This is a genomic window from Sediminicoccus rosea (genome assembly GCF_033547095.1).
Taxonomy (GTDB): Bacteria; Pseudomonadota; Alphaproteobacteria; order Acetobacterales; family Acetobacteraceae; genus Roseococcus; species Roseococcus rosea.
Genome location: NZ_CP137852.1, coordinates 2,428,745 through 2,447,245 on the forward strand (window position 1 = coordinate 2,428,745; position 18,501 = coordinate 2,447,245).

The following is an 18,501-nucleotide window of genomic DNA, read 5'->3' on the forward strand; positions in this document are numbered from 1 at the left end:
CCGCCCGCGTCGCCTAACGCCTGAGCCCCGGCGCCTCCACCGGCATCCCGCGCGCGCGATGCGCGAGATAGAGCTCCAGCGTCAGATACTCGCGCGCGCCCAGCGGGAATTGCGTGGCGCGCACGCCCAGCGAACAGGCGCGCAGGCGCCGGTGCAGCGAGCCCATGCCGTTCCACTCCAGCCGATAGGCCGGATAGCCGGTGCCAAGGCCGTTGGAGATCACGTCGCCGCGCAGGTTCCGCCCGGCATTCTGGTCATGGCACTGCCCGCAGGAGAGGTTGAGCTGTCCCTGGCGCGCTTCGTAGAAGGCGCGCCCCTCCTCCAGGAAGGCGGCGGCCGGGCCATCCACGGGAACCGACATCGGCATCCCGCGCGATCGGCGCGCCACCGCGGCGGTCAGCGCCAGCAGCGCCTCGCTCTCCGGGCCGAAGGGTGCCGCGCGCTGGTTCTCCACCCGGCAGCGCTCGATCCGCGCTTCCAGGTTGAGCAGCGCGCCATCCGCCGCCACCGCCGGATAGCGCGTGGCCACGCCCCGCATGCCCGCGATGTCGCCATGGCAGGACCGGCAGGAGGGCTCGCCCCGCCGCCACAGCGCCTCGCCCTCATCCACCCAGAGCCAGCCGGGATGGCGCGAAGGGTCCTCCTGCTGCGCGCGCAGCGCCGGCGAGAGGAAGTCCCGCGAGGGCCGCACCTCCTGCGCCGCCGCCGCCAGCGGCAGCATGGCGAGGAGAAGCAGCCACTTCACGTGACGACGAGCCGTGCCTCGCGCCGGTAGACCGCGCCGCCATCCTCCTGCCATTCGAAGACCATCTCCCCCGTCTCCACCGCGAGCGTGGTGAATTCGACATAAGGGTTGGCGGTGATGCCGGAGGAGAGTGCCATGCGGAACACCTCCTCGCCCGCATAGGTCACGCGCAGCGTGTGCAGGATCTTCCGGGGCAGGGGCGTCAGGCCGGGGCCGTCGAAGCCGCGCTCCATCGGGTGGCGCACGATGACGCGCACATTCACCACCTCGCCACGGCGTGCGCTCTCGGGCAGGGTGATGCGGGCGATGATGTCGCTCATGCGTCAGCCCCCATCCACGCAGGCGCCCAGGATGACGATCACCTCCCGCGCCGCGCGATGCATCTGGCCGCGGCTCGTTTCCGCCAGCACCAGGATGGTCTGCGTCGTCGCCAGGCGGATGCGCGTCGCCACCTCGGCCCGGCCCGACCGGGGGCCGAGCGTGAAGCTCGCCACGCGCGGGATGGGGTTCTTCTCGGCGAGGATATGGATCGCCGTCACATGGTCCGCCCGCGTATTGGGGCTCTCCACGCGGATCGAGATATCCACGGAATTGCCGTTCTCGGAGAGGGTCGGCATCTCGATCGTGATGCCGCTGGGCGAGGCGAGGCGCCCGGCCAGGATGGATTGCTCCGCCGCCTCATAGGTCTCCGCGGTCTGCGCCCATGCGGGGCCGGCGGCCAGCGGCAGGGCGAGCAGGGTTCGGCGTTGCATCACGTCACTCCTTCAGCCCCGCCAGATACGCCACCACATCCTCGATTTCCATCGCGGTGAGGACGGGCCGGCCCTGGTGGCGGGCATCCACGCGGGTCAGCCCCTCGACGCGATGATAGGCGGGCATCACGGCCTCGGGATTGAGTCGCGTCGGGTCCACCACGCGCAGCCGGATCTGGCCGGGCGTGAGCCGCGAACCGACGCCCGCGAGCGAGGGCCCGACATCGCCCATGAAGCGCTCGCGCGCATCGGGGATGGCGTGGCAGATCAGGCAATTCGCCGTCTCCCGGTTCCGGACGATCGCTGCCCCGCGCGCCGCATCGCCGGGGCTCGCCGCGAGCGGCGTCTCGATCGCATCGCCCGTGACGAGGAAGGGCGCCACCCCGGCCAGCGCCGGGGTGGCGAGGAACAGCGCCAGGGCCCAGCGCATTCAGGCGCGGCGCAGGTCCTGGTCCTTCAGCGGGACGGAGCGGATGCGCTTGCCCGTCGCCGCGAAGATCGCGTTCAGCACGGCCGGCGCGGCCACCATGATGGTGGGCTCGCCCACACCGCCCCAGAACCCGCCAGAGGGCATGACGATGGTCTCGACCTGCGGCATCTCCTCCATCCGCAGCACCGGATAGCTGTCGAAATTGGTCTCGGCGATCGCGCCGTCCTTCACCGTGCATTCGCCATGCAGCAGGGCGGAGAGGCCATAGACGAAGCTGCCCTCCACCTGCATCTCGATCTGCTTCGGGTTCACCGCGACGCCGCAATCCGTCGCCGCCACGATGCGGTGGATCTTGAGCTGCCCCTGCGGGTTCACCGAGACCTCGGCGGCGGCGGCCACATAGCTGCCGAAGCCCATCTGCTGCGCGATGCCGCGGAAGCGCCCCGCGGGCGGCGCCGAGCCCCAGCCGATGCGCTCGGCCACCGCGTTCAGCACGGCCAGGTGCTTCGGGTGGTTCGCCATCAGCTTGCGGCGCAGCGCCAGCGGGTCCTGGTTCGTCGCATGCGCCACCTCGTCCAGGAAGCACTCGAGGTAGATGGCGTTCTGGTTGTGGTTCACGCCCCGCCAGAAATGCGGCGGCACATGCGTGTTCCGCATCGCGTGATCAATCAGCAGGTTCGGGAAGCTGTAGCCGATGGCGCCTTCCGCCCCGCCCGCGTTCAGCCCCTGGAACTGCACCGGATCGCGCCCGTTCTGCAGCGCATTGGGGAAGACGAAGGAGAGGATGGACTGGCCCGAGATGCGCATGTGCAGCCCGGTGATCTCGCCATTCGCATCGAGGCCCGCCGTCATCTTGGCCTTGGTGACGGGGTGGTAGCGCCCCTGCACCATGTCCTCCTCGCGCGTCCACATCGTCTTGATCGGCACGCCCGGAACCTGCTTCGCGATGAGCACGGCATCCATCAGCCAGTCATGCGTCGTGCGCCGCCCGAAGCCGCCGCCGAGATCCATGCGGTGCACGTCGCACTGGGTCTGCGGAAGGCCGGCGGCGGTGGCGGTGGCGACCAGCGCGGCCTCGCCATTCTGCGTCGGGCACCAGACGTCGCAGCGGTTGGGCGTCCAGACCACCGTCGCGTTCATCGGCTCCATCGGCGCGTGGTTCTGGAAGGGATAGGAATAGACCGCCTCGATCTTGCGCGGGGCGGCCGCGATGGCGGCGCGCGCATCGCCATTGCTGTTGCCCACGAAGGCCTCGGCGGCGTTCAGCCCTTCATCGAGGCGCGCCTCGATGTCGGATTGCTGGATGCGCGCATTCTCGCCGCCATCCCAGGTCACGGGCAGCGCGTCGAGGGCGGTCTTGGCCTGCCAGAAGGTCTCGGCGACGACGGCCACCGCATTCTCGCCCACGCGCAGCACATGCTTCACGCCGGGCATGCCGGCGACGCGCGCCGCATCCATGCTGGCCAGGCGCCCGCCGAAGACGGGGCAGCGCCGGGGCACCGCCACCAGCATGCCCGGCATCCTGAGGTCCGAGCCATAGATCAGCTTGCCGGTCGTCTTGTCCGCCGTGTCGAGGCGCGGGACGGACTGGCCGATCAGCGTCCATTGCCCCGGCTCCTTCAGCGGCACCTGGGCGGGGGGTGAGAGGCGCGCGGCCTCGGTCGCGACGGCGCCATAGGTGAGCGTGCGGCCGGTCGGGCCATGCGTGATCACGCTGTCCTTCGCGGTGCAGGTGGCCGGGTCAACGCCCCAGCGGTTGGCGGCGGCCTGCACCAGCATGATGCGCGCGGCGGCGCCGCCCCGGCGGACATAGTCCTGGCTCTGCCGGATGCCCTGGCTGCCGGCGGTCAGGAAATTCCCCCAGGCGCGATTGCGCGCGAGGCTCTGGCCCGGCGTCACATATTCGGTCGAGATCTTCGACCAGTCGCAATGCAGCTCCTCCGCGATCATCTGGCAGAGGCCGGTGCGCGTGCCCTGGCCCATCTCGGTGCGGGCCATGCGCAGCACCACGCGGTCATCCGGGTGGACCACCACCCAGGCGTTGATCTCGGGCGTGGCATTGGCGGCGGCGGCCTGCGCCAGCGCGCCGCGCGGCGCCAGGTGGAAGCCGACGACGAGCGCGCCCGCCGCCTGCATCAGGGAACGGCGCGAGGTCCGGATATGGTTCATGATCCGCGCCCCCTCAGCCGGCCAGGCCGCGCGCGGCACGGTGAATGCCCTCGCGCACACGGTTGTAGGTGCCGCAGCGGCAGATGTTCGTCATGGCGGCGTCGATGTCCTCATCCGTGGGCCGCGGCTTCTCGGCCAGCAGGGCGGCGGCCGCCATGATCATGCCGGACTGGCAGAAGCCGCATTGCGGCACGTCCAGCGCGCGCCACGCGACCTGGATCGGGTGGTTGCCATCGGGCGAGAGCCCTTCGATCGTGACGATCTTCTGCGCCTCGGTGACGGAGCCCAGGGTCACGCCGCAGGAGCGGGTGGGCACACCATCCAGATGCACCGTGCAGGCGCCGCATTGCGCGATGCCGCAACCATACTTGGTGCCGGTCAGGCCCACATGGTCGCGGATCGCCCAGAGCAGCGGCGTATCGGGCGAGGCATTCACCTCCACCACGCGTCCATTCACGTTCAGCTTGGCCATGAAGCCTCTCCCAGGAAGGTTCCGTTGCCCGCGGATATCGCCAGCGGGCCGTCTTGTTCAAGCCATTTGCGGCGTCAGAGCGTGCGCGCGATGATCTCGCGCATCACTTCGCTGGAGCCGCCATAGATGCGGCCCACGCGCGCATCCGCCCAGGCGCGGCCGATCTCGTATTCGGCCATGTAGCCATAACCGCCATGCATCTGCAGGAAGTCATCCAGCAGGCGGTTCTGCATCTCGGTGCCCAGCAGCTTGGCCGCCGCCGCCTCCTCGCCCGAAAGCTCGCCCTGCATGTGGCGCGCGATGCAGTCATCCACATAGACGCGGAACATGGCGATCTCGGCCTTGGCCTGGGCGAGCTTGAAGCGGTGCACCTGGAAATCGAACACCGAGTGCCCGAAGACCTGGCGCTCCTTCGTGTAGGCGATGGTCTTCTCCAGCATGGTCTCCATGCTGGTGGCCGCACGCACCGCGATCACGAGGCGCTCCTGCGGCAATTGGTGCATCAGGTGGCGGAAGCCGCCGTTTTCCTCGCCGATCAGGTTCTCCACCGGCACGCGCACATCCTCGAAGAACAGCTCCGACGTGTCCTGCGCGTGCATGCCGATCTTCTCGAGCTTGCGGCCCTTGGTGAAGCCTGGCGTGCCTTCCTCGACGGCGATGAGCGAGACGCCGCGCCGCCCGGCGGCAGGGTCCGTCTTGCAGACGACGATGACGAGGCCCGCATTCTGCCCCGACGAGATGAAGGTCTTGGAGCCGTTGATCACCCAGTGGTCGCCATCGCGCACCGCACTGGTCCGCACCGCCTTGAGGTCGCTGCCCATGCCCGGCTCGGTCATGGCGATGGCGCCGATGATCTCGCCTGCGGCCATCTTCGGCAGCCATTCGCGCTTGCGCGCCTCGCTCGCATAGGCCGCGATGTAGGGCACCACGATGTCCGAATGGAGCTGGAAGGCGACGCCCGAGGCGTTCACCCGCGCCAGTTCCTCGATGATGATGGCGGCATGGCCGAAATCGCCGCCCGCGCCGCCATATTCCGGGTCGAGCATGGTGCAGAGGAAGCCCTGCGCGCCCGCCTTGCGCCAGACTTCGCGCGGCACGATGCCGGCACGTTCCCAGTCGCGGTGGAAGGGCGCGATCTCCCGATCGACGAAGCGGCGCATCTGCTCGCGGAACATCTCATGCTCGGCGGTGAAGACGGTGCGCGGCCGGGGCGGGCGGGCGGCGGCATTGGTGTCCATGATGGTTCCTCCTGGCTTTGGGCGCGAGGCTAGCGGGTCGCGCGCGCAGGTGCGAGCGCATTGATCTCGGCCTCGGAGAAGCCGAATTCCGCCAGGACCTCCCGGCTGTGCTCGCCGCGCAGCGGGGGCGGCGCGGTGAGGCCGCCCGGCGTGCGGGAGAAGCGCGGCGCGGGGGCGGGCTGCATGGCGCCATGATGATCCACGAAGCTGCCGCGCGCGGCATTGTGCGGATGCTGCGGCGCCTCCTCCATGGAGAGGATGGGCGCCACGCAGGCATCGCTCTCGGCGAAGATCGCGGCCCATTCGTCGCGCGTCTTCGTCATGAAGGCGGCGGCCAGCAGCGCCTTGTGGGCGGGCCATCTCGCGGGTTCCATCCGTCCCTCGAAGAGGCTGGGGTCGAGGCCCATCTTCGCCACCATCTCGTCGAAGAAGGCGGGCTCGATGGGCCCCACGGCCACGAAGCCGCCGCAGGCGCAGGCGTAGCTGTCGTAGAAGGAGGCAGCCCCATCCAGCAGGTTCGCCGCGCGCTCGTCGCCCCAGCGGCCACGGGCCTTCATGCCGAAGATCGGCGCCATCAGCAGCGCCGCGCCATCCACCATGGCGGCATCCACCACCTGGCCCTGGCCGCTCCGCTCGCGCTCCAGCAGGGCGGCGAGCAGTCCCATGGCCAGCAGCATGCCGCCGCCGCCGTAGTCGCCCACGAGGTTCAGCGGCGGCGCCGGCGGCTCGCCCGCGCGGCCCATGGCGTGCAGCGCGCCGGTGAGCGCGATGTAGTTGATGTCATGCCCCGCCAGCTTCGCCATCGGGCCTTCCTGGCCCCAGCCCGTCATGCGGCCATAGACGAGGCGCGGGTTGCGTGCGCGCACCGCCTCGGGGCCCAGGCCCAGGCGTTCCATGACGCCCGGCCGGAAGCCCTCGATCAGCGCGTCCGACGTTTCGGCCATGCGCAGCACGGCCTGGATGGCTTCGGGCTTCTTGAGGTCCAGCGCGAGGGAGCGGCGGTTGCGCAGCGAGACATCCTGGCGCGAGCCGGCCGGCCCCTCGGCGCGCTCGATGCGGATCACTTCCGCCCCCAGATCCGCCAGCAGCATGGCGCAGAAGGGGCCCGGCCCGATGCCGGCGATTTCCAGGATTTTCAGCCCGTGCAGCGGACCCATGATGACCTCCCTTTGTTGGCAGGGAGGCTAGGCGGAGAGGGCGGTTCCGTCGAGGCCGGCCGTCAGGCCGCCGGCAGGCCTTCCGCCCCGGCATAGCGCTGGATGCTGGCCTCGGCCGCCACATGCGGATAGGCGCGCGCCCCCTTGGGCCAGGCACGGGCGAAGGCCGCGACCTCGGCATGGTCCATGCGGCGGATGGTGCGGACCAGCGCGCGCGCGGCCTTGGCCGGCTTCAGCTTTTCCTTTCGCAGCAGGTGCACATGCCATTCCTGCGCGCGCAGCGGGCACCAATCCACCAGCGATTCCCGGAGTGCGGCGCGCACCTCGGGCGGGAGCGCGTCATAGGCGCGCCAGGCGTCGCCCTTCAGCTTGCTGCGGGGCTTGGTGGCCGTGTTGTTGTCCATGGTGGGACGGGGCTTACCCCAGGGCGCGCGGGTTTGTCACGGCGCAGCGCATCCGCACCATCTCGCGCAGCAGGGCCGCCGCACCCGCATAGGCGGGCGTCCCGGGCTGGTAGGCGCCGGCGCGGATGCGCGCCGCGAAATGCGCGGTGTCCTCGGTGAAGCTCGCGATCCGCGCCTCCAGCGGCTTCGGGTCCACGCCGCCGGCCCGGGCCGCGATGGCCATGGCATTGGCCACCATCCGCGCCTCGTAATGCAGATGCGCGGGCAGGGCGGGCAGCAGCTTGTCCAGCAGCGCGGCGCGCGCGGTGGCCAGCAGATCCGCGGCGTCAGGCTGTTCCAGCATCGAGCGCCTCCACCTGGGCCAGGATGTCCATCTCGAGTTCCGGGATGATCTGCGCGGTCAGCGCGAGTTCCAGGCTGCGCTCCACGCCCGAGAGGTGGCGCGCCCCCTGGTCGGCTGCGATCACCGCCCAGCGGATGGTCGCCGCCAGCTCCCAGAAGGGCAGGCGTGACGCATCGGCGCCCGCGCCATAGCCCTCCAGGAAGGCCGCGCGGGAGCCGAGGCCACCCGCTTCCAGCCCGCGATTGCCGAAGCGCCAGCAGGGCGCGCAGAACCAGCCGAGATCGGCATGCGGGTCGCCCCAGGCGGCGAATTCCCAGTCGAGCACGGCGGTGACGGCGTGGCCCTCCACCATCAGGTTCCCGGTGCGGAAATCATTGTGGTTCAGCACGGGCGGCACGGGCGGCAGCAAATGCCGCTCCATCGCGGCCAGGCCCCATTCCACCGCCGGGCGCGGCGTGCCGGCATCATCGAGCCGCGCGCGCATGGCGGCGATGAAGGCGGCACCCGCATCGGTGGGCGGCGCGCCCAGGAAGGCGAGGTCGTCGCGCGGCGGCGTGATGCGATGGATGCGCGCCAGCTCCGCCCCCAGCGCCCGCACCAGCACGTCATCGCCGCCCTGCGCGGCGGCGGCCTTGGCGAGGCGGAAGCCGGTGGCCGTGCCGCGCACGCGGCGCATCACGAAGAAGGGCGTGCCGATCACGCCGCGGTCCTCGCAGAGCCGCAGCGGCTCCGGCACCGTGACGCCTTCCGCATGGGCCGCGCATAGCAGCGCATATTCGGCCGAGCGCGGGAGCGAGACGGCGAGTGTCGCGGCATTGTCGGTCCGCAGCACCCATTCCTCGCCGCCCTCCAGCGTCAGCGCCCAGTTCTGCTGGATCGCGCCGCCCGAGAGCAGGCTCGCCGCCGTGATGCGGCGGCCGAGCCAGGCCTCCAGCGCGGCGCGCTTGCCCTCATCCATGCGTGCGCCAGCCGAAGTATTCGCTGCCCTCGCGCCGCAGGAAATTCGCGATCACCATGCGATGCACCTCGGAGGCGCCATCCACCAGTCGCGCCTGGCGGGCATAGCGGTACATCCACTCGACCGGCGTGTCCTTGGAATAGCCGCGGGCGCCGAGCAGCTGGATCGCGGTATCCGTCGCGCGGTGCAGCGCGTCGGCGGCGATGATCTTGGCGGTGCTGACCTCCTTGCGGGCGAAATCGCCCTGGTCGAGCTTCCAGGCCGCGCGCATCGTGACCAGTCGTGCGATGTCGAGCTGCATGGCGGCCTCGCCCACCATCATCTGCACGCTCTCCTTCTCGGCCAGCTTCTGGCCGAAGGCGTGGCGCTGCTCGATGCGCGCCATGGCGATTTCCAGCGCGCGGCGGCCCATGCCGGTCCAGCGCATGCAATGGGTGAGGCGCGCGGGGCCGAGGCGGATCTGCGTCATCTTCAGGCCGTCGCCCACGCCCATCAGGATGTTCTCATCGGCGACTTCGAGGCCGTCGAAGGTGATCTCGCAATGCCCGCCATGCTCCTCCGGGCCCATGATCGGGATGCGGCGCTCGATCTTCCAGCCGGGCTGGTCGGCGTGGAACAGGAAGGCCGTCAGGCCCTTGCGCGGATCGTCGCTGGTGCGGGCCATGACGATGAAGTGCTTGCTCTCGCCCGCGCCGGTGATGAACCACTTGCGGCCATGGATGCGCCAACTGTTGTTGCTGGCGCGCTCCGCGTAGGTCTTGGTCATCCCCGGGTCGCTGCCCGCGCCGTCGGGCTCGGTCATGGCGAAGCTGGACTGCACCTCGCCGCGCACGACGGGCATCATCCACCACTCCTTCTGCGCCGCCGTGCCGACCTTGTTCAGCACCATCATGTTGCCGTCATCCGGCGCGGCGGAATTGAAGCAGACGGGGCCGAAGATGGAGCGGTTCATCTCCTCGTAGCAGGCCGCCATGCCGGTGAAGGGCAGGCCTTGGCCGCCGACCTCCTCGGGCATCTGCAGGCACCAGAGGCCGGCCGCCTTCACCTCGGCGCGCAGCGTCTTCAGCAGCTCGGGGTTGATGTTCTCGTGGTGGTCGTAGCTCTTGGGGTCGGCCTCCAGCGGGATCAGCCGGTCATTCACGAAGGCGCGCACGCCCTGGCGCTTGGCTTCGCTCTTGGCGTCGAGGGTGAAGTCCATGGAACGGTTCTTTCAGAGGGGATTGATGCTGTGGCCGCCATCCACGGTGATGACGCTGCCCGTCATATGCGCGCTGGCGGGCGAGGCCAGCAGCAGCACGGCGCCGTCCAGGTCCTCGGGCTTGCCGAGGCGGCGCTGCGGGATGCGCTTCACCATGGCCTGGCCCGCTTCGGAGGCGAAGAATTCGGCGTTGATGTCGGAGGCGATATAGCCCGGCGCGATGGCGTTCACCCGGATGTTGTGGCGCGCCAGCTCCACCGCCATCTGCCGCGTCATCTGGATCAGCCCGGCCTTGGCCGCGGTGTAGCCAACCACGCCGGGGATCACGCGCTCGCCCAGCACGGAGGCGATGTTGATGATGGAGCCGCCGGACTTGTTGGCCACCATCCGCCGCGCCGCCGCCTGGCCCACCAGGAAGGCACCGCGCAGGTTGATGGACAGCACCTGATCGAAATCGGCGGCGCTGTGCTCGAGGAAGGGCCTGGTGGCCGCGATGCCGGCATTGTTCATCAGGATGTCGCAATCGGGCACGGCCTCGAAGGCGGCGGCGATGCTCGCCTCATCCTGCACGTCGAGGCGGATGGCCTCCGCCTCGCGGCCCAGTTCGCGCGCCAGCTTCTCGCAGGATTCGATGCGCCGCGCGGCCAGCACCACATGCGCGCCGGCCGAATGCAGCAGGCGCGCGAAATGCGCGCCGAGCAGCCCGGATGCCCCGGTGACGAAGGCCTTGCGCCCCCTCAGTGAAAACATGCTGACACCCTCCTGCCGGCGAAGATCGGGGAGGGCCCCCGGATGGTCAACCCGGCGAGATCCGCGCCACGATCGGCGCCCAGCGCGCCACTTCCGCGGCCACATGCCGCGCCGCCGCCGCGGCCGAGGGATCGGGCCAGGTTTCCACATTGGCCGCGAGCAACCGCGCTTTCACGGCCGGGTCCGCCACGGCGGCGAGTGCGGCCGCCTGCACCGCGCGCCGCGCCTCCTCCGGTCCGCCCGGGCGCGTGAACAGCACCTGCCAGGCCGTCAGGTCATAGCCGGGCAGGGCGGAAGCGATGGGCGGCAGGCCGGGGGCGAGCGCCGAGGCCTCGGCACTCGTCACCGCGATGGGCTTGAGGCGCCCCTCGCGGATCAGCGGCATCATCAGCGTCGGGCTGTCGATGGAGAAGTTCATCCGGCCGGCCAGCAGGTCCTGCACGGCGGCGGCGGCGGTGCGGTAGGGCACGATGGTGAATTGCGTGGCCGAGAGCTGCTTGAACAACTCGCCCGCCAGGTGGTTGGTCGCCCCGGGATTGGCCGAGCCGTAATTGGCGCGCTCGCCCTGCGCCCGCAGCCAGGCGATGAGTGAGGGCAGGTCATTCGCCGGCACGTCCGGGTGCACGGCGAGGACGAAGGGCTGCCGGCCGATGCCAGCGACCGGCACGAAGTCAGTGACCGGATCGAGCGGGAAATTGGGATAGACCGCGCGCATCACCGGGTGGTTGTTGGTGCCGATGAAGATCGTCTGCCCGTCATTGGCGGCGCGGTGGAAGGCAGCGGCCCCCACCGTGCTGCCCGCACCCACGACATTCTCGGGGATGATGGGCTGGCCGAGCTGCCCCTGCATGCCCTCGGCCAGGATGCGGCCCACCACATCCGTGACGCCGGCCACGCCGACGGGGATGATGAGGCGGAGGGGCCGCGTGAACTGCGCCCGTGCATCCGACAAAGGGGCCGCGACGGGTGCGAGGGCGGCGGCGGCGAGGAGGTGGCGGCGTTGCACCATGGCGGGCCTCTCTTGGCTGAGCCTTAGCTGTGCCGCAGGATGAAGGAATGCGCCAGATCATCCTGCAAGAGCCCTTCCGGGCCGTCTTCTACGCCCCCTATTACGCCGCCCTCGCGCGCGACGCCTATGCCAGGGCTGGCGTGAGCGTGACCGTGCGCGCGGGCACACAGCCCTCGCTTGCCAAGGATGCGGTGCTGGAGGGGCACGCGCATCTCGCCTGGGGCGGGCCCATGCGGATCCTGCTGGCGCATGACGCCGACCCGGCATCGCCGCTCCGCAATTTTGGCGCGGCGATCCTGGCAGACCCCTTCTTCCTGATCGGGCGCACGCCGCGGCCTGGTTTCAAGCTGTCGGACCTGGCCGGCCTCAAGCTCGGCACGGTGAGCGAAGTGCCCACCCCCTGGTGGACCCTGCAGGACGACATCCGCCGCGCGGGACTCGACCCCGCGAGCATTGCGCGTGTCACCGACCAGCCCATGGCCGCCAATGCCGCCGCCGTGCTGGAAGGGCGCCTCGATGCGGCGCAGCTCTTCGAGCCTTTCGCGAGCCAGATGGAGCGCGACGGCACCGGCCATGTCTGGCATGCGGCGGCCAGCCGTGGCCCGACCAGCTACACCACCTACTACTCGACCGCGGCCAACATCGCGGAATACGCGCCCGAGTTCCGCGCGATGATCCGCGCCCTGGCCGCGACGCAGCGCTGGTTCATGGCGGCCACGCCGGAGGAGATCGCCGCCACCATTGGCGCCTTTTTCCCCGGGATGGAGCCGGGCCTGCTCGCCGCCTGCATCGCGCGCTACCGCGGCCTTGGCATCTGGACGGAAGACCCGCATTTCCCGCCCGAGCCGTGGAACCGGCTGGAATCGGCGATGCTCAGCGCCGGTGCCATCCGGCGCGCGCCCGGCTATGCACATTGCGTGGATGACGCCATCGTGACGGCGGCGCTGCAAGACTGAATTCCCTCGGGAGGGGACCATGTCCAAGACGATGTTCGACAAGATCTGGGACCGGCATGTCATCGCCGATCTCGGCGAAGGCTGGTCGCTGCTCTATCTCGACCGCATCCTTGTCCATGATCTGAGCGGCGGCCGCGCCATGGCGGAACTGGCCGAGGCCGGGCGCCACGTGGCCGAGCCGAAGAAGGTCTTCGCCACGCCGGACCACGCCGTCTCCTCCGCGCCCGGCCGCACGGCCGCCAGCTATCCGAAGGGCGAACGCCTCATCAACTCGCTGCGCGAACGCTGCGCCGCCGAGGGTGTTCGCATGTTCGACCTGAACAAGCCCGGCAATGGCATCGTCCATGTCATCGCGCCCGAACTCGGCATCGTCCTGCCCGGCCTGACGCTCGCCTGCGGCGACAGCCACACCTGCACCAATGGCGGCGTGGGGGCCATGGCCTTCGGCATCGGCGCCAGCGAGTTGGGTCATGCGCTCGCCACGCAGACCCTGCCGCAGCGCCGCCCCGGCACCTTCCGTATCCGCTTCGAGGGCGAGCGCCCGCCCGGCGTGACGGCGAAGGACATGATCCTCGCCGCCATCGGCCGCTTCAGCGCCGCGGCCGGCACCGGCATGGCGATGGAATATGCGGGCAGCGCGGTGCGCGCGCTCTCGATGGAGGAGCGCCTCACGCTCTGCAATCTCTCCATCGAGATGGGCGCCAAGGTCGGCATGGTGGCGCCGGATGAGGTCACCTTCGAATACCTGGCCGGCCGCGAATACGCGCCCAAGGGTGCCGCCTGGGAGGCCGCCTTGCGCGACTGGCGTGCACTCCCCTCCGACCCCGGCGCGACATTCACCCGCGACGAGGTGATCGAGATGCGCGACATCGCGCCGCAGATCACCTGGGGCACCAGCCCCGAGCAGGTTTCCGCCGTCACCGGCCATGTGCCCGACCCGCGCGAGGCGCCGAGCGACGCGAAGCGCGCCGCCTGGGAGGCCGCGCTGGACTATATGGGCCTTCAGCCCGGCCAGAAGCTGGAAGGCACGCGGGTGGACTGGGTCTTCATCGGCTCCTGCACCAATTCCCGCCTCTCCGATCTGCGCGCCGCGGCCGACGTGCTGAAGGGCCGCAAGAAGGCGGATCACGTCACCGCCTGGGTGGTGCCGGGCAGCGAGACGGTGAAGGCCGAGGCCGAAGCCGAGGGGCTGCATCTGCGCTTCCGCGAGGCGGGCTTCGAATGGCGCGAGCCGGGCTGCGCCCTCTGCGTCGCCGCCAATGGGGAGTCCGTGCCGGATGGCGCGCGCTGCGTCTCCACCTCCAACCGCAATTTCGTGGGGCGGCAGGGCACGGGCGCGCGCACGCACCTGGCTTCGCCCGCCATGGCCGCCGCCGCGGCGCTGGCCGGCGCCATCGTGGATGTGAGGAGCTTCTGAGATGGAAAACTTCCAATCCGTCACCGGCTGCGCCATCCCGCTGATGGAGGCCAATGTGGACACGGATGTGATCATCCCGATCCAGCGCCTCGTCGGCACCGGCCGCCAGGGCCTCGGCCAGCATGCCTTCGAGCGCCGCCGCTATTTGCCCGATGGCGCCGACAACCCTGACTTCATCCCGAACAGGGCGCCCTATCGCGAAAGCCCCATCCTGCTGGCGGCGGAAAACTTCGGCTGCGGCTCCTCGCGCGAGGGCGCGGTCTGGGCGCTGATGGGCATGGGCGTGCGCTGCGTGATCGCGCCCAGCTTCGGCGACATCTTCTTCTCCAACTGCTTCCAGAATGGGCTCCTGCCCGTGCGCCTGCCGATCGAGGTGATCCGCCGCATCGCGGAGGAGACCGAGGCCAGCCCCGGCAATGCCCGAACGACCGTCGATCTCGAGCGCCAGGTGGTCATCACCCCCTCGGGCGAGGCGATCCCCTTCACCGTGGACCAGCGCAAGCGCGAGGCCATGCTGAACGGCCTCGACGACATCGCGCTCACGCTGAAGCACGCGGACGCCATCGAGGCCTGGAAGGCGCGCGACAAGGCCGCGCGCGGCTGGGCCTGGGACTCCGTCGCATGAAGGTGGTCGTCCTGCCCGGCGATGGCGTGGGCCCCGAGGTCACGGAACAGGCTGTGCGCGTGCTGCGCTGGTTCGCCCAGCATCGCGGCCTCGACCTCACCCTGGTCGAGCGCGATTTCGGCATCGTGAACTGGCACAAGCACGGCACGCTGATGCCGGACGAGACCTGGGCGCAGATCGAGGGCGCCGACGCCATCCTCTTCGGCGCCACCGGCTCCATTGACCAACAGGGCGTGGTGCCGCCGGAGGAGCGCCGCAAGGGCTCACTGCTCCGCATGCGCAAGGCGCTCGATCTCTTCGCCAACCTCCGCCCCGTGCGGATGCCGCCGGCGCTGACGGAAGCGAGCCCCTACAAGCCGCGCATCACCGCGGGCGTGGATCTCTGCTTCGTGCGCGAACTGACGGCGGGGATGTATTTCGGCACGCCGCGCGGCGTGGAGACGCTGCCCGACGGATCACGGCGTGGCATCAACACGCACAGCTACACCGAGGCCGAGATCGCCCGCGCGGCGCGCTTCGCCTTCCAGCTCGCGCGCACGCGCCGCAACCATGTGACCAGCGTGGACAAGGCCAATGTGATGGAGGCGGGCGCCCTGTGGCGCGAGGTGGTCGGCAGGATCCACCGCGAGGAATTCCCCGATGTGGGCTTCGAGAACATGCTGGCCGACAATTGCGCCATCCAGCTCGCCCGCGCGCCCACGCGCTTCGACGTCCTGGTCACGGACAACCTGTTCGGCGACCTGTTGAGCGATGCAGCCGGCGCCATCATCGGCTCGCTCGGCATGCTGCCCTCGGCCTCGCTCTCCGCGCCCGATGCCGCGGGCCGGCGCCGTGCGCTCTACGAGCCAATCCATGGTTCGGCGCCGGACATCGCGGGGCAGGGGATCGCCAATCCGCTCGGCGCCATCCTCTCCGTCGCGCTTCTGCTGCGCTGGAGTGCGGGGCGGCCGGCCGATGCGGATCACCTGGAGGCGGCGGTGGCGGCGGCCCTGGCCCGCGGCGCCCGCACCGGCGACATCGCCGCCCCTGGCGAGGCGGTGATCGGCACCTCCGCCATGGGCGACGCCGTCCTGGCCGCCCTCGCGGCCTAGCCGGTGGGGTCTGGGGCCCATGGCCCCAGCCGCCGGAGGGCCTTTCCCCTTAGTCGGCGGCCCCGATCACCACCGCCACATTCTGCCCGCCAAACCCGAAGCTGTTGGACAGCGCCGCACGGAAGGCGTGCGGCCGCGCGACGGGGATGGTGTCCACGCCGAGATCAGGGTCCACATCCGCCTGGTTGATCGTGGGCGGCAGCATCTGGTGGCGGAGCGCGAGCAGGCAGATCCCCGCCTCGATCGCGCCCGCGGCCGAGAGCGTGTGGCCGATCATGGATTTGGTGGAACCCACGGGCGGCGGTGGCAATTCGCCGAAGAGGGCGCGCACCGCCATCGCCTCCATCTTATCGTTCTCGGGCGTCGAGGTGCCATGCGCGTTGACGTAGCCGATCTCGCCAGGCGAGAGGCCCGCATCATCCAGCGCGCGCTGCATGCAGCGGATGATGGCCGAGCCATCGGGCGCCGATCGGGTGCGGTGGAAGGTGTCCGCCGCTTCGCCGGCACCCAGCACGTAGCCGAGGATGGTCGCGCCCCGCGCGCGGGCATGCTCCTCATCCTCCAGGATGAGCGCGCCCGCGCCATCGGCCATGACGAAGCCATCGCGCGAGAGCGTGAAGGGACGGGAGGCGCCCTCGGGGTCGTCATTGCGCGTGGACAGCGCCTGGAGCAGGCCGAAGCGGATCAGCGTCTCGGGCTGCAGGCTCGCCTCGCTGCCTGCGGCGATCGCCATCTTCGCCTCGCCACGGCGGATCGCTTCCAGCGCCAGCTGGATGGCCGAGGCGCCGGAGGCGCAGGCGGTGGTGACCACCTGCGGGACGCCCCTGGTGCCGAAGCGCTCGGCGATGCGGGTGGCGGCACCGCCGAAGAGGAACTCCTCATACAGTGCCTGCTGGCCGGTGGCCGACGCGATCAGCGCGGGATAGGTCGTGCCGCTGAAGCTCGCGCGCTGCGGCCATTCGATCTCGACCGGCGGCATGCCGATGCAGAGCGGCCCGTCGAAGGGGGCGGCGAGGCCCGCCTGGGCCAGCGCCTCACCCACCGCGGCCTCGCCCAGGCGCTGGGCGCGGGCGGAGACGGAGAGCGGCAGGCCGGGCTGGTCCTCGGGCAGGTCCACGCAGCCGGCGATGCTGGCGCGCATGCCGGTCGTGTCGAAGCGGGTGATGCGACGGATGCCCGAACGGCCGGCGACCAGGGCCGCCCAATTCGCCTCGGCGCCGAAGCCGAGCGCGGTCACCATGCCAAGCCCGGTGATGGCGGTGCGCTTGTTCATGGGGGCGCCTCCAGCAGGGCCACGGCCTCGCCGCGCCATTGTCCGGCACCGGTCACGAGGACCTGCTTCGCGCGCCCCTCCGCGATGGCGATGGCGCCGAGCGCGACACCGGCGGGGAAGGCGGGCTCCACCAGATGGCCCAGGATGTCGGCCGAGAAGAGGTCGGGCGTCACGCCAAGCGCCGCGAGTTCGTCCCGCGTCGCGGCCTCGGCGCCGCTGGCGGTGGAGATGACGAGGCAGCCGGGCTGGCGCGCGGGCGTGGCGGCCAGCAGGGCCGAGAGGCGCGCCACGCGGCCCTCGGGCCGGCCCTGGTCGGTCGCGACATGGCGCAGGATGGCCTGGGGCTTCGCGGCCCGCTCCAGCGGCTCCAGCGTCAGGAAGGCGCCGGCGCTGCCGAAGACCATGCCGCGCCGCTCGGGCAGGGGCACCCAGGGTCCGGCATGCAGCACGCCGCCCATGGCGAAGAGCAGCAGCACCTCCGGCCGCTCGGAGATGAAGGCGCCGCCCACCAGGCAGAGGTCGGAGGTCGCGGTCGCCACGCGCGCGGCGGCGACGCGCAGCGCCTCGGCGCCCGAGATCTCCTCGCCCAGGAAGGTGCGCGAGGAGCCGGCCACGTTGTGGACGATGGAGATGGAGCCCGCCATCAGGTTGGAAAGCTGCGCCAGGAAGAGCGTGGGGCGCAGCCCGTCCAGCAGCATGCGGTGGCGTTCCACCTCGCCGGGCGCGGCGGTCAGGATCTGCTCGTCCAGCTTCCAGTCGCGCTCGCCGCCGCCGGCCGCCACCAGCAGGTCCATCTCCGCGACGCGCTCGCGCAGCCCGCCATCGTCAATGGCGAGGCCGGCGGCATAGACGCCCAGGCGCTGCCACTGCTCCATCTGGCGCATCTCGCGGCGCGGGATCGCGGCCTCGAAGGGCAGGGCGGGCAGGGGGTGCACCGGATGGGGGGCGAAGCGCAGCTCGTCCAGGACGGGCGGCGCGCCGCCGAGCAGGGCGGCATGCACGGCCCGCCCCTCGCCATGCGAGGAAGCGATGCCGATGCCGGTGATGGCGACCGGGCGCATCATGCCGCAAGCCCGATCACGGCGGCGCGGGCGCGCACGGCGGCTTCAAGCTCGGGCGCCGGGAAGGGCAGGGTCTGCAGCCGGAGCGTCGCCTCGGCGACCTTGCGGCCGGCCTCGCTCAGCACGCCGCGCAGCTCGGCATAGCCCGAGCTCTCCTGCAGCAGTTCGACCGCGATGGTCAGCGCGGCGCCCGGTTTCACCATGCCGCGCATCTTGGCCTCGCGTGTCTGCGCCAGCAGCGCCATGCGGGTGAAGCCGCTGCGCGCCACCATCAGCCAGCCGCTGGCCTGGGCCATGGCCTCGATCATGAGCACGCCGGGCAGGATGGGAAAGCCGGGGAAATGGCCCTCGAAGACCGGGCTCGCCTCGGGCACGCGCGCCTCGGCGGTGAGTGTCGTCGCGTCATGCGCCAGCACCCGGTCCACCATCTCGAAATACTCGAGGCGCAAGGCC

21 protein-coding genes are annotated in these 18,501 nt (G+C 70.8%); 4 read left to right on the plus strand and 17 right to left on the minus strand.

Annotated features, from left to right (window positions below):
• Positions 1–13: 13 nt before the first annotated feature.
• The 14 genes from soxA to R9Z33_RS11720 all read right to left on the minus strand — a co-directional run bounded on the left by soxA (position 14) and on the right by R9Z33_RS11720 (position 11,625).
• Complete coding sequence (gene soxA, locus R9Z33_RS11655) at positions 14–745, minus strand: sulfur oxidation c-type cytochrome SoxA (protein WP_318651459.1); 732 nt, start codon at positions 743–745, stop codon at positions 14–16.
• Complete coding sequence (locus tag R9Z33_RS11660; protein ID WP_318651460.1) at positions 742–1,065, minus strand: thiosulfate oxidation carrier complex protein SoxZ; 324 nt, start codon at positions 1,063–1,065, stop codon at positions 742–744. The genes soxA and R9Z33_RS11660 overlap by 4 nt, the downstream gene beginning before the upstream one ends.
• Positions 1,066–1,068: 3 nt before the next feature.
• Positions 1,069–1,497, minus strand: a complete 429-nt coding sequence (locus tag R9Z33_RS11665; RefSeq protein ID WP_318651461.1) for a thiosulfate oxidation carrier protein SoxY — start codon at positions 1,495–1,497, stop codon at positions 1,069–1,071.
• Positions 1,498–1,501: 4 nt separating this feature from the next.
• On the minus strand, positions 1,502–1,927 hold the full coding sequence (gene soxX / locus R9Z33_RS11670; protein WP_318651462.1) for a sulfur oxidation c-type cytochrome SoxX: 426 nt from the start codon (positions 1,925–1,927) through the stop codon (positions 1,502–1,504).
• On the minus strand, positions 1,928–4,096 hold the full coding sequence (locus R9Z33_RS11675; protein ID WP_318651463.1) for a xanthine dehydrogenase family protein molybdopterin-binding subunit: 2,169 nt from the start codon (positions 4,094–4,096) through the stop codon (positions 1,928–1,930).
• Positions 4,097–4,109: 13 nt separating this feature from the next.
• On the minus strand, positions 4,110–4,568 hold the full coding sequence (locus R9Z33_RS11680) for a (2Fe-2S)-binding protein (protein WP_318651464.1): 459 nt from the start codon (positions 4,566–4,568) through the stop codon (positions 4,110–4,112).
• 74 nt (positions 4,569–4,642) lie between these two features.
• Positions 4,643–5,806 carry an acyl-CoA dehydrogenase family protein gene (locus tag R9Z33_RS11685; protein ID WP_318651465.1) on the minus strand — a complete coding sequence of 388 codons (1,164 nt, stop codon included), beginning with the start codon at positions 5,804–5,806 and terminating at the stop codon, positions 4,643–4,645.
• 29 nt (positions 5,807–5,835) lie between these two features.
• Positions 5,836–6,963 carry a CaiB/BaiF CoA transferase family protein gene (locus tag R9Z33_RS11690; RefSeq protein WP_318651466.1) on the minus strand — a complete coding sequence of 376 codons (1,128 nt, stop codon included), beginning with the start codon at positions 6,961–6,963 and terminating at the stop codon, positions 5,836–5,838.
• A 62-nt stretch (positions 6,964–7,025) separates the two neighbouring features.
• The gene (locus tag R9Z33_RS11695) at positions 7,026–7,367 is read right to left on the minus strand and encodes a DUF6525 family protein (protein WP_318651467.1); all 342 of its coding nucleotides are present in this window, start codon (positions 7,365–7,367) and stop codon (positions 7,026–7,028) included.
• Positions 7,368–7,380: 13 nt separating this feature from the next.
• Positions 7,381–7,710 (minus strand): DUF6285 domain-containing protein, encoded by a 330-nt coding sequence (locus tag R9Z33_RS11700; RefSeq protein ID WP_318651468.1) that lies wholly within the window; start codon positions 7,708–7,710, stop codon positions 7,381–7,383.
• Positions 7,694–8,668: a phosphotransferase family protein gene (locus R9Z33_RS11705; protein ID WP_318651469.1), complete on the minus strand. Its 975-nt coding sequence runs from the start codon at positions 8,666–8,668 to the stop codon at positions 7,694–7,696. Before R9Z33_RS11705 ends, R9Z33_RS11700 begins: the two co-directional genes overlap by 17 nt.
• Positions 8,661–9,866, minus strand: coding sequence for an acyl-CoA dehydrogenase family protein (locus R9Z33_RS11710; protein ID WP_318651470.1), 1,206 nt, complete (start codon positions 9,864–9,866; stop codon positions 8,661–8,663). Before R9Z33_RS11710 ends, R9Z33_RS11705 begins: the two co-directional genes overlap by 8 nt.
• A 12-nt stretch (positions 9,867–9,878) precedes the next feature.
• Complete coding sequence (locus R9Z33_RS11715; protein ID WP_318651471.1) at positions 9,879–10,616, minus strand: SDR family NAD(P)-dependent oxidoreductase; 738 nt, start codon at positions 10,614–10,616, stop codon at positions 9,879–9,881.
• A 46-nt stretch (positions 10,617–10,662) separates the two neighbouring features.
• On the minus strand, positions 10,663–11,625 hold the full coding sequence (locus R9Z33_RS11720; RefSeq protein ID WP_318651472.1) for a Bug family tripartite tricarboxylate transporter substrate binding protein: 963 nt from the start codon (positions 11,623–11,625) through the stop codon (positions 10,663–10,665).
• A gap of 47 nt (positions 11,626–11,672) precedes the next feature.
• Between R9Z33_RS11720 and R9Z33_RS11725 the strand changes: the two genes are divergently transcribed.
• From R9Z33_RS11725 to leuB, 4 genes are read left to right on the plus strand one after another with little or no spacing between them, the layout of a single operon-like run.
• The gene (locus tag R9Z33_RS11725) at positions 11,673–12,581 is read left to right on the plus strand and encodes an ABC transporter substrate-binding protein (RefSeq protein ID WP_318651473.1); all 909 of its coding nucleotides are present in this window, start codon (positions 11,673–11,675) and stop codon (positions 12,579–12,581) included.
• A 19-nt stretch (positions 12,582–12,600) separates the two neighbouring features.
• A complete protein-coding gene (gene leuC / locus R9Z33_RS11730) occupies positions 12,601–13,998 on the plus strand; it encodes a 3-isopropylmalate dehydratase large subunit (protein ID WP_318651474.1) in 1,398 nt (465 codons plus the stop codon).
• Position 13,999: 1 nt separating this feature from the next.
• Positions 14,000–14,623: a 3-isopropylmalate dehydratase small subunit gene (leuD, locus tag R9Z33_RS11735; RefSeq protein ID WP_318651475.1), complete on the plus strand. Its 624-nt coding sequence runs from the start codon at positions 14,000–14,002 to the stop codon at positions 14,621–14,623.
• On the plus strand, positions 14,620–15,714 hold the full coding sequence (gene leuB / locus R9Z33_RS11740; protein ID WP_318651476.1) for a 3-isopropylmalate dehydrogenase: 1,095 nt from the start codon (positions 14,620–14,622) through the stop codon (positions 15,712–15,714). Before leuD ends, leuB begins: the two co-directional genes overlap by 4 nt.
• A 49-nt stretch (positions 15,715–15,763) precedes the next feature.
• Here the strand turns inward: leuB and R9Z33_RS11745 are convergent, their stop codons facing one another.
• From R9Z33_RS11745 to R9Z33_RS11755, 3 genes are read right to left on the minus strand one after another with little or no spacing between them, the layout of a single operon-like run.
• Entirely contained in the window at positions 15,764–16,987 is a 1,224-nt protein-coding gene (locus tag R9Z33_RS11745) for a beta-ketoacyl synthase N-terminal-like domain-containing protein (protein WP_318651477.1), read from the minus strand.
• Complete coding sequence (locus R9Z33_RS11750; RefSeq protein WP_318651478.1) at positions 16,984–18,051, minus strand: beta-ketoacyl-ACP synthase; 1,068 nt, start codon at positions 18,049–18,051, stop codon at positions 16,984–16,986. Before R9Z33_RS11750 ends, R9Z33_RS11745 begins: the two co-directional genes overlap by 4 nt.
• Positions 18,048–18,497, minus strand: a complete 450-nt coding sequence (locus tag R9Z33_RS11755) for a 3-hydroxyacyl-ACP dehydratase FabZ family protein (RefSeq protein ID WP_318651479.1) — start codon at positions 18,495–18,497, stop codon at positions 18,048–18,050. Before R9Z33_RS11755 ends, R9Z33_RS11750 begins: the two co-directional genes overlap by 4 nt.
• Positions 18,498–18,501: the final 4 nt, after the last annotated feature.

Excerpts from the sequence above, each read along its gene's own strand:
- R9Z33_RS11660 (WP_318651460.1), bottom strand. The coding sequence starts at position 1,065 with ATGAGCGACATCATCGCCCGCATCACCCTGCCCGAGAGCGCACGCCGT.
- R9Z33_RS11665 (WP_318651461.1), bottom strand. The coding sequence starts at position 1,497 with ATGCAACGCCGAACCCTGCTCGCCCTGCCGCTGGCCGCCGGCCCCGCA.
- soxX (WP_318651462.1), bottom strand. The coding sequence starts at position 1,927 with ATGCGCTGGGCCCTGGCGCTGTTCCTCGCCACCCCGGCGCTGGCCGGG.
- R9Z33_RS11675 (WP_318651463.1), bottom strand. The coding sequence starts at position 4,096 with ATGAACCATATCCGGACCTCGCGCCGTTCCCTGATGCAGGCGGCGGGC.
- R9Z33_RS11680 (WP_318651464.1), bottom strand. The coding sequence starts at position 4,568 with ATGGCCAAGCTGAACGTGAATGGACGCGTGGTGGAGGTGAATGCCTCG.
- R9Z33_RS11685 (WP_318651465.1), bottom strand. The coding sequence starts at position 5,806 with ATGGACACCAATGCCGCCGCCCGCCCGCCCCGGCCGCGCACCGTCTTC.
- R9Z33_RS11690 (WP_318651466.1), bottom strand. The coding sequence starts at position 6,963 with ATGGGTCCGCTGCACGGGCTGAAAATCCTGGAAATCGCCGGCATCGGG.
- R9Z33_RS11695 (WP_318651467.1), bottom strand. The coding sequence starts at position 7,367 with ATGGACAACAACACGGCCACCAAGCCCCGCAGCAAGCTGAAGGGCGAC.
- R9Z33_RS11700 (WP_318651468.1), bottom strand. The coding sequence starts at position 7,710 with ATGCTGGAACAGCCTGACGCCGCGGATCTGCTGGCCACCGCGCGCGCC.
- R9Z33_RS11705 (WP_318651469.1), bottom strand. The coding sequence starts at position 8,668 with ATGGATGAGGGCAAGCGCGCCGCGCTGGAGGCCTGGCTCGGCCGCCGC.
- R9Z33_RS11710 (WP_318651470.1), bottom strand. The coding sequence starts at position 9,866 with ATGGACTTCACCCTCGACGCCAAGAGCGAAGCCAAGCGCCAGGGCGTG.
- R9Z33_RS11715 (WP_318651471.1), bottom strand. The coding sequence starts at position 10,616 with ATGTTTTCACTGAGGGGGCGCAAGGCCTTCGTCACCGGGGCATCCGGG.
- R9Z33_RS11720 (WP_318651472.1), bottom strand. The coding sequence starts at position 11,625 with ATGGTGCAACGCCGCCACCTCCTCGCCGCCGCCGCCCTCGCACCCGTC.
- R9Z33_RS11725 (WP_318651473.1), top strand. The coding sequence starts at position 11,673 with ATGCGCCAGATCATCCTGCAAGAGCCCTTCCGGGCCGTCTTCTACGCC.
- leuC (WP_318651474.1), top strand. The coding sequence starts at position 12,601 with ATGTCCAAGACGATGTTCGACAAGATCTGGGACCGGCATGTCATCGCC.
- leuD (WP_318651475.1), top strand. The coding sequence starts at position 14,000 with ATGGAAAACTTCCAATCCGTCACCGGCTGCGCCATCCCGCTGATGGAG.
- leuB (WP_318651476.1), top strand. The coding sequence starts at position 14,620 with ATGAAGGTGGTCGTCCTGCCCGGCGATGGCGTGGGCCCCGAGGTCACG.
- R9Z33_RS11745 (WP_318651477.1), bottom strand. The coding sequence starts at position 16,987 with ATGAACAAGCGCACCGCCATCACCGGGCTTGGCATGGTGACCGCGCTC.
- R9Z33_RS11750 (WP_318651478.1), bottom strand. The coding sequence starts at position 18,051 with ATGATGCGCCCGGTCGCCATCACCGGCATCGGCATCGCTTCCTCGCAT.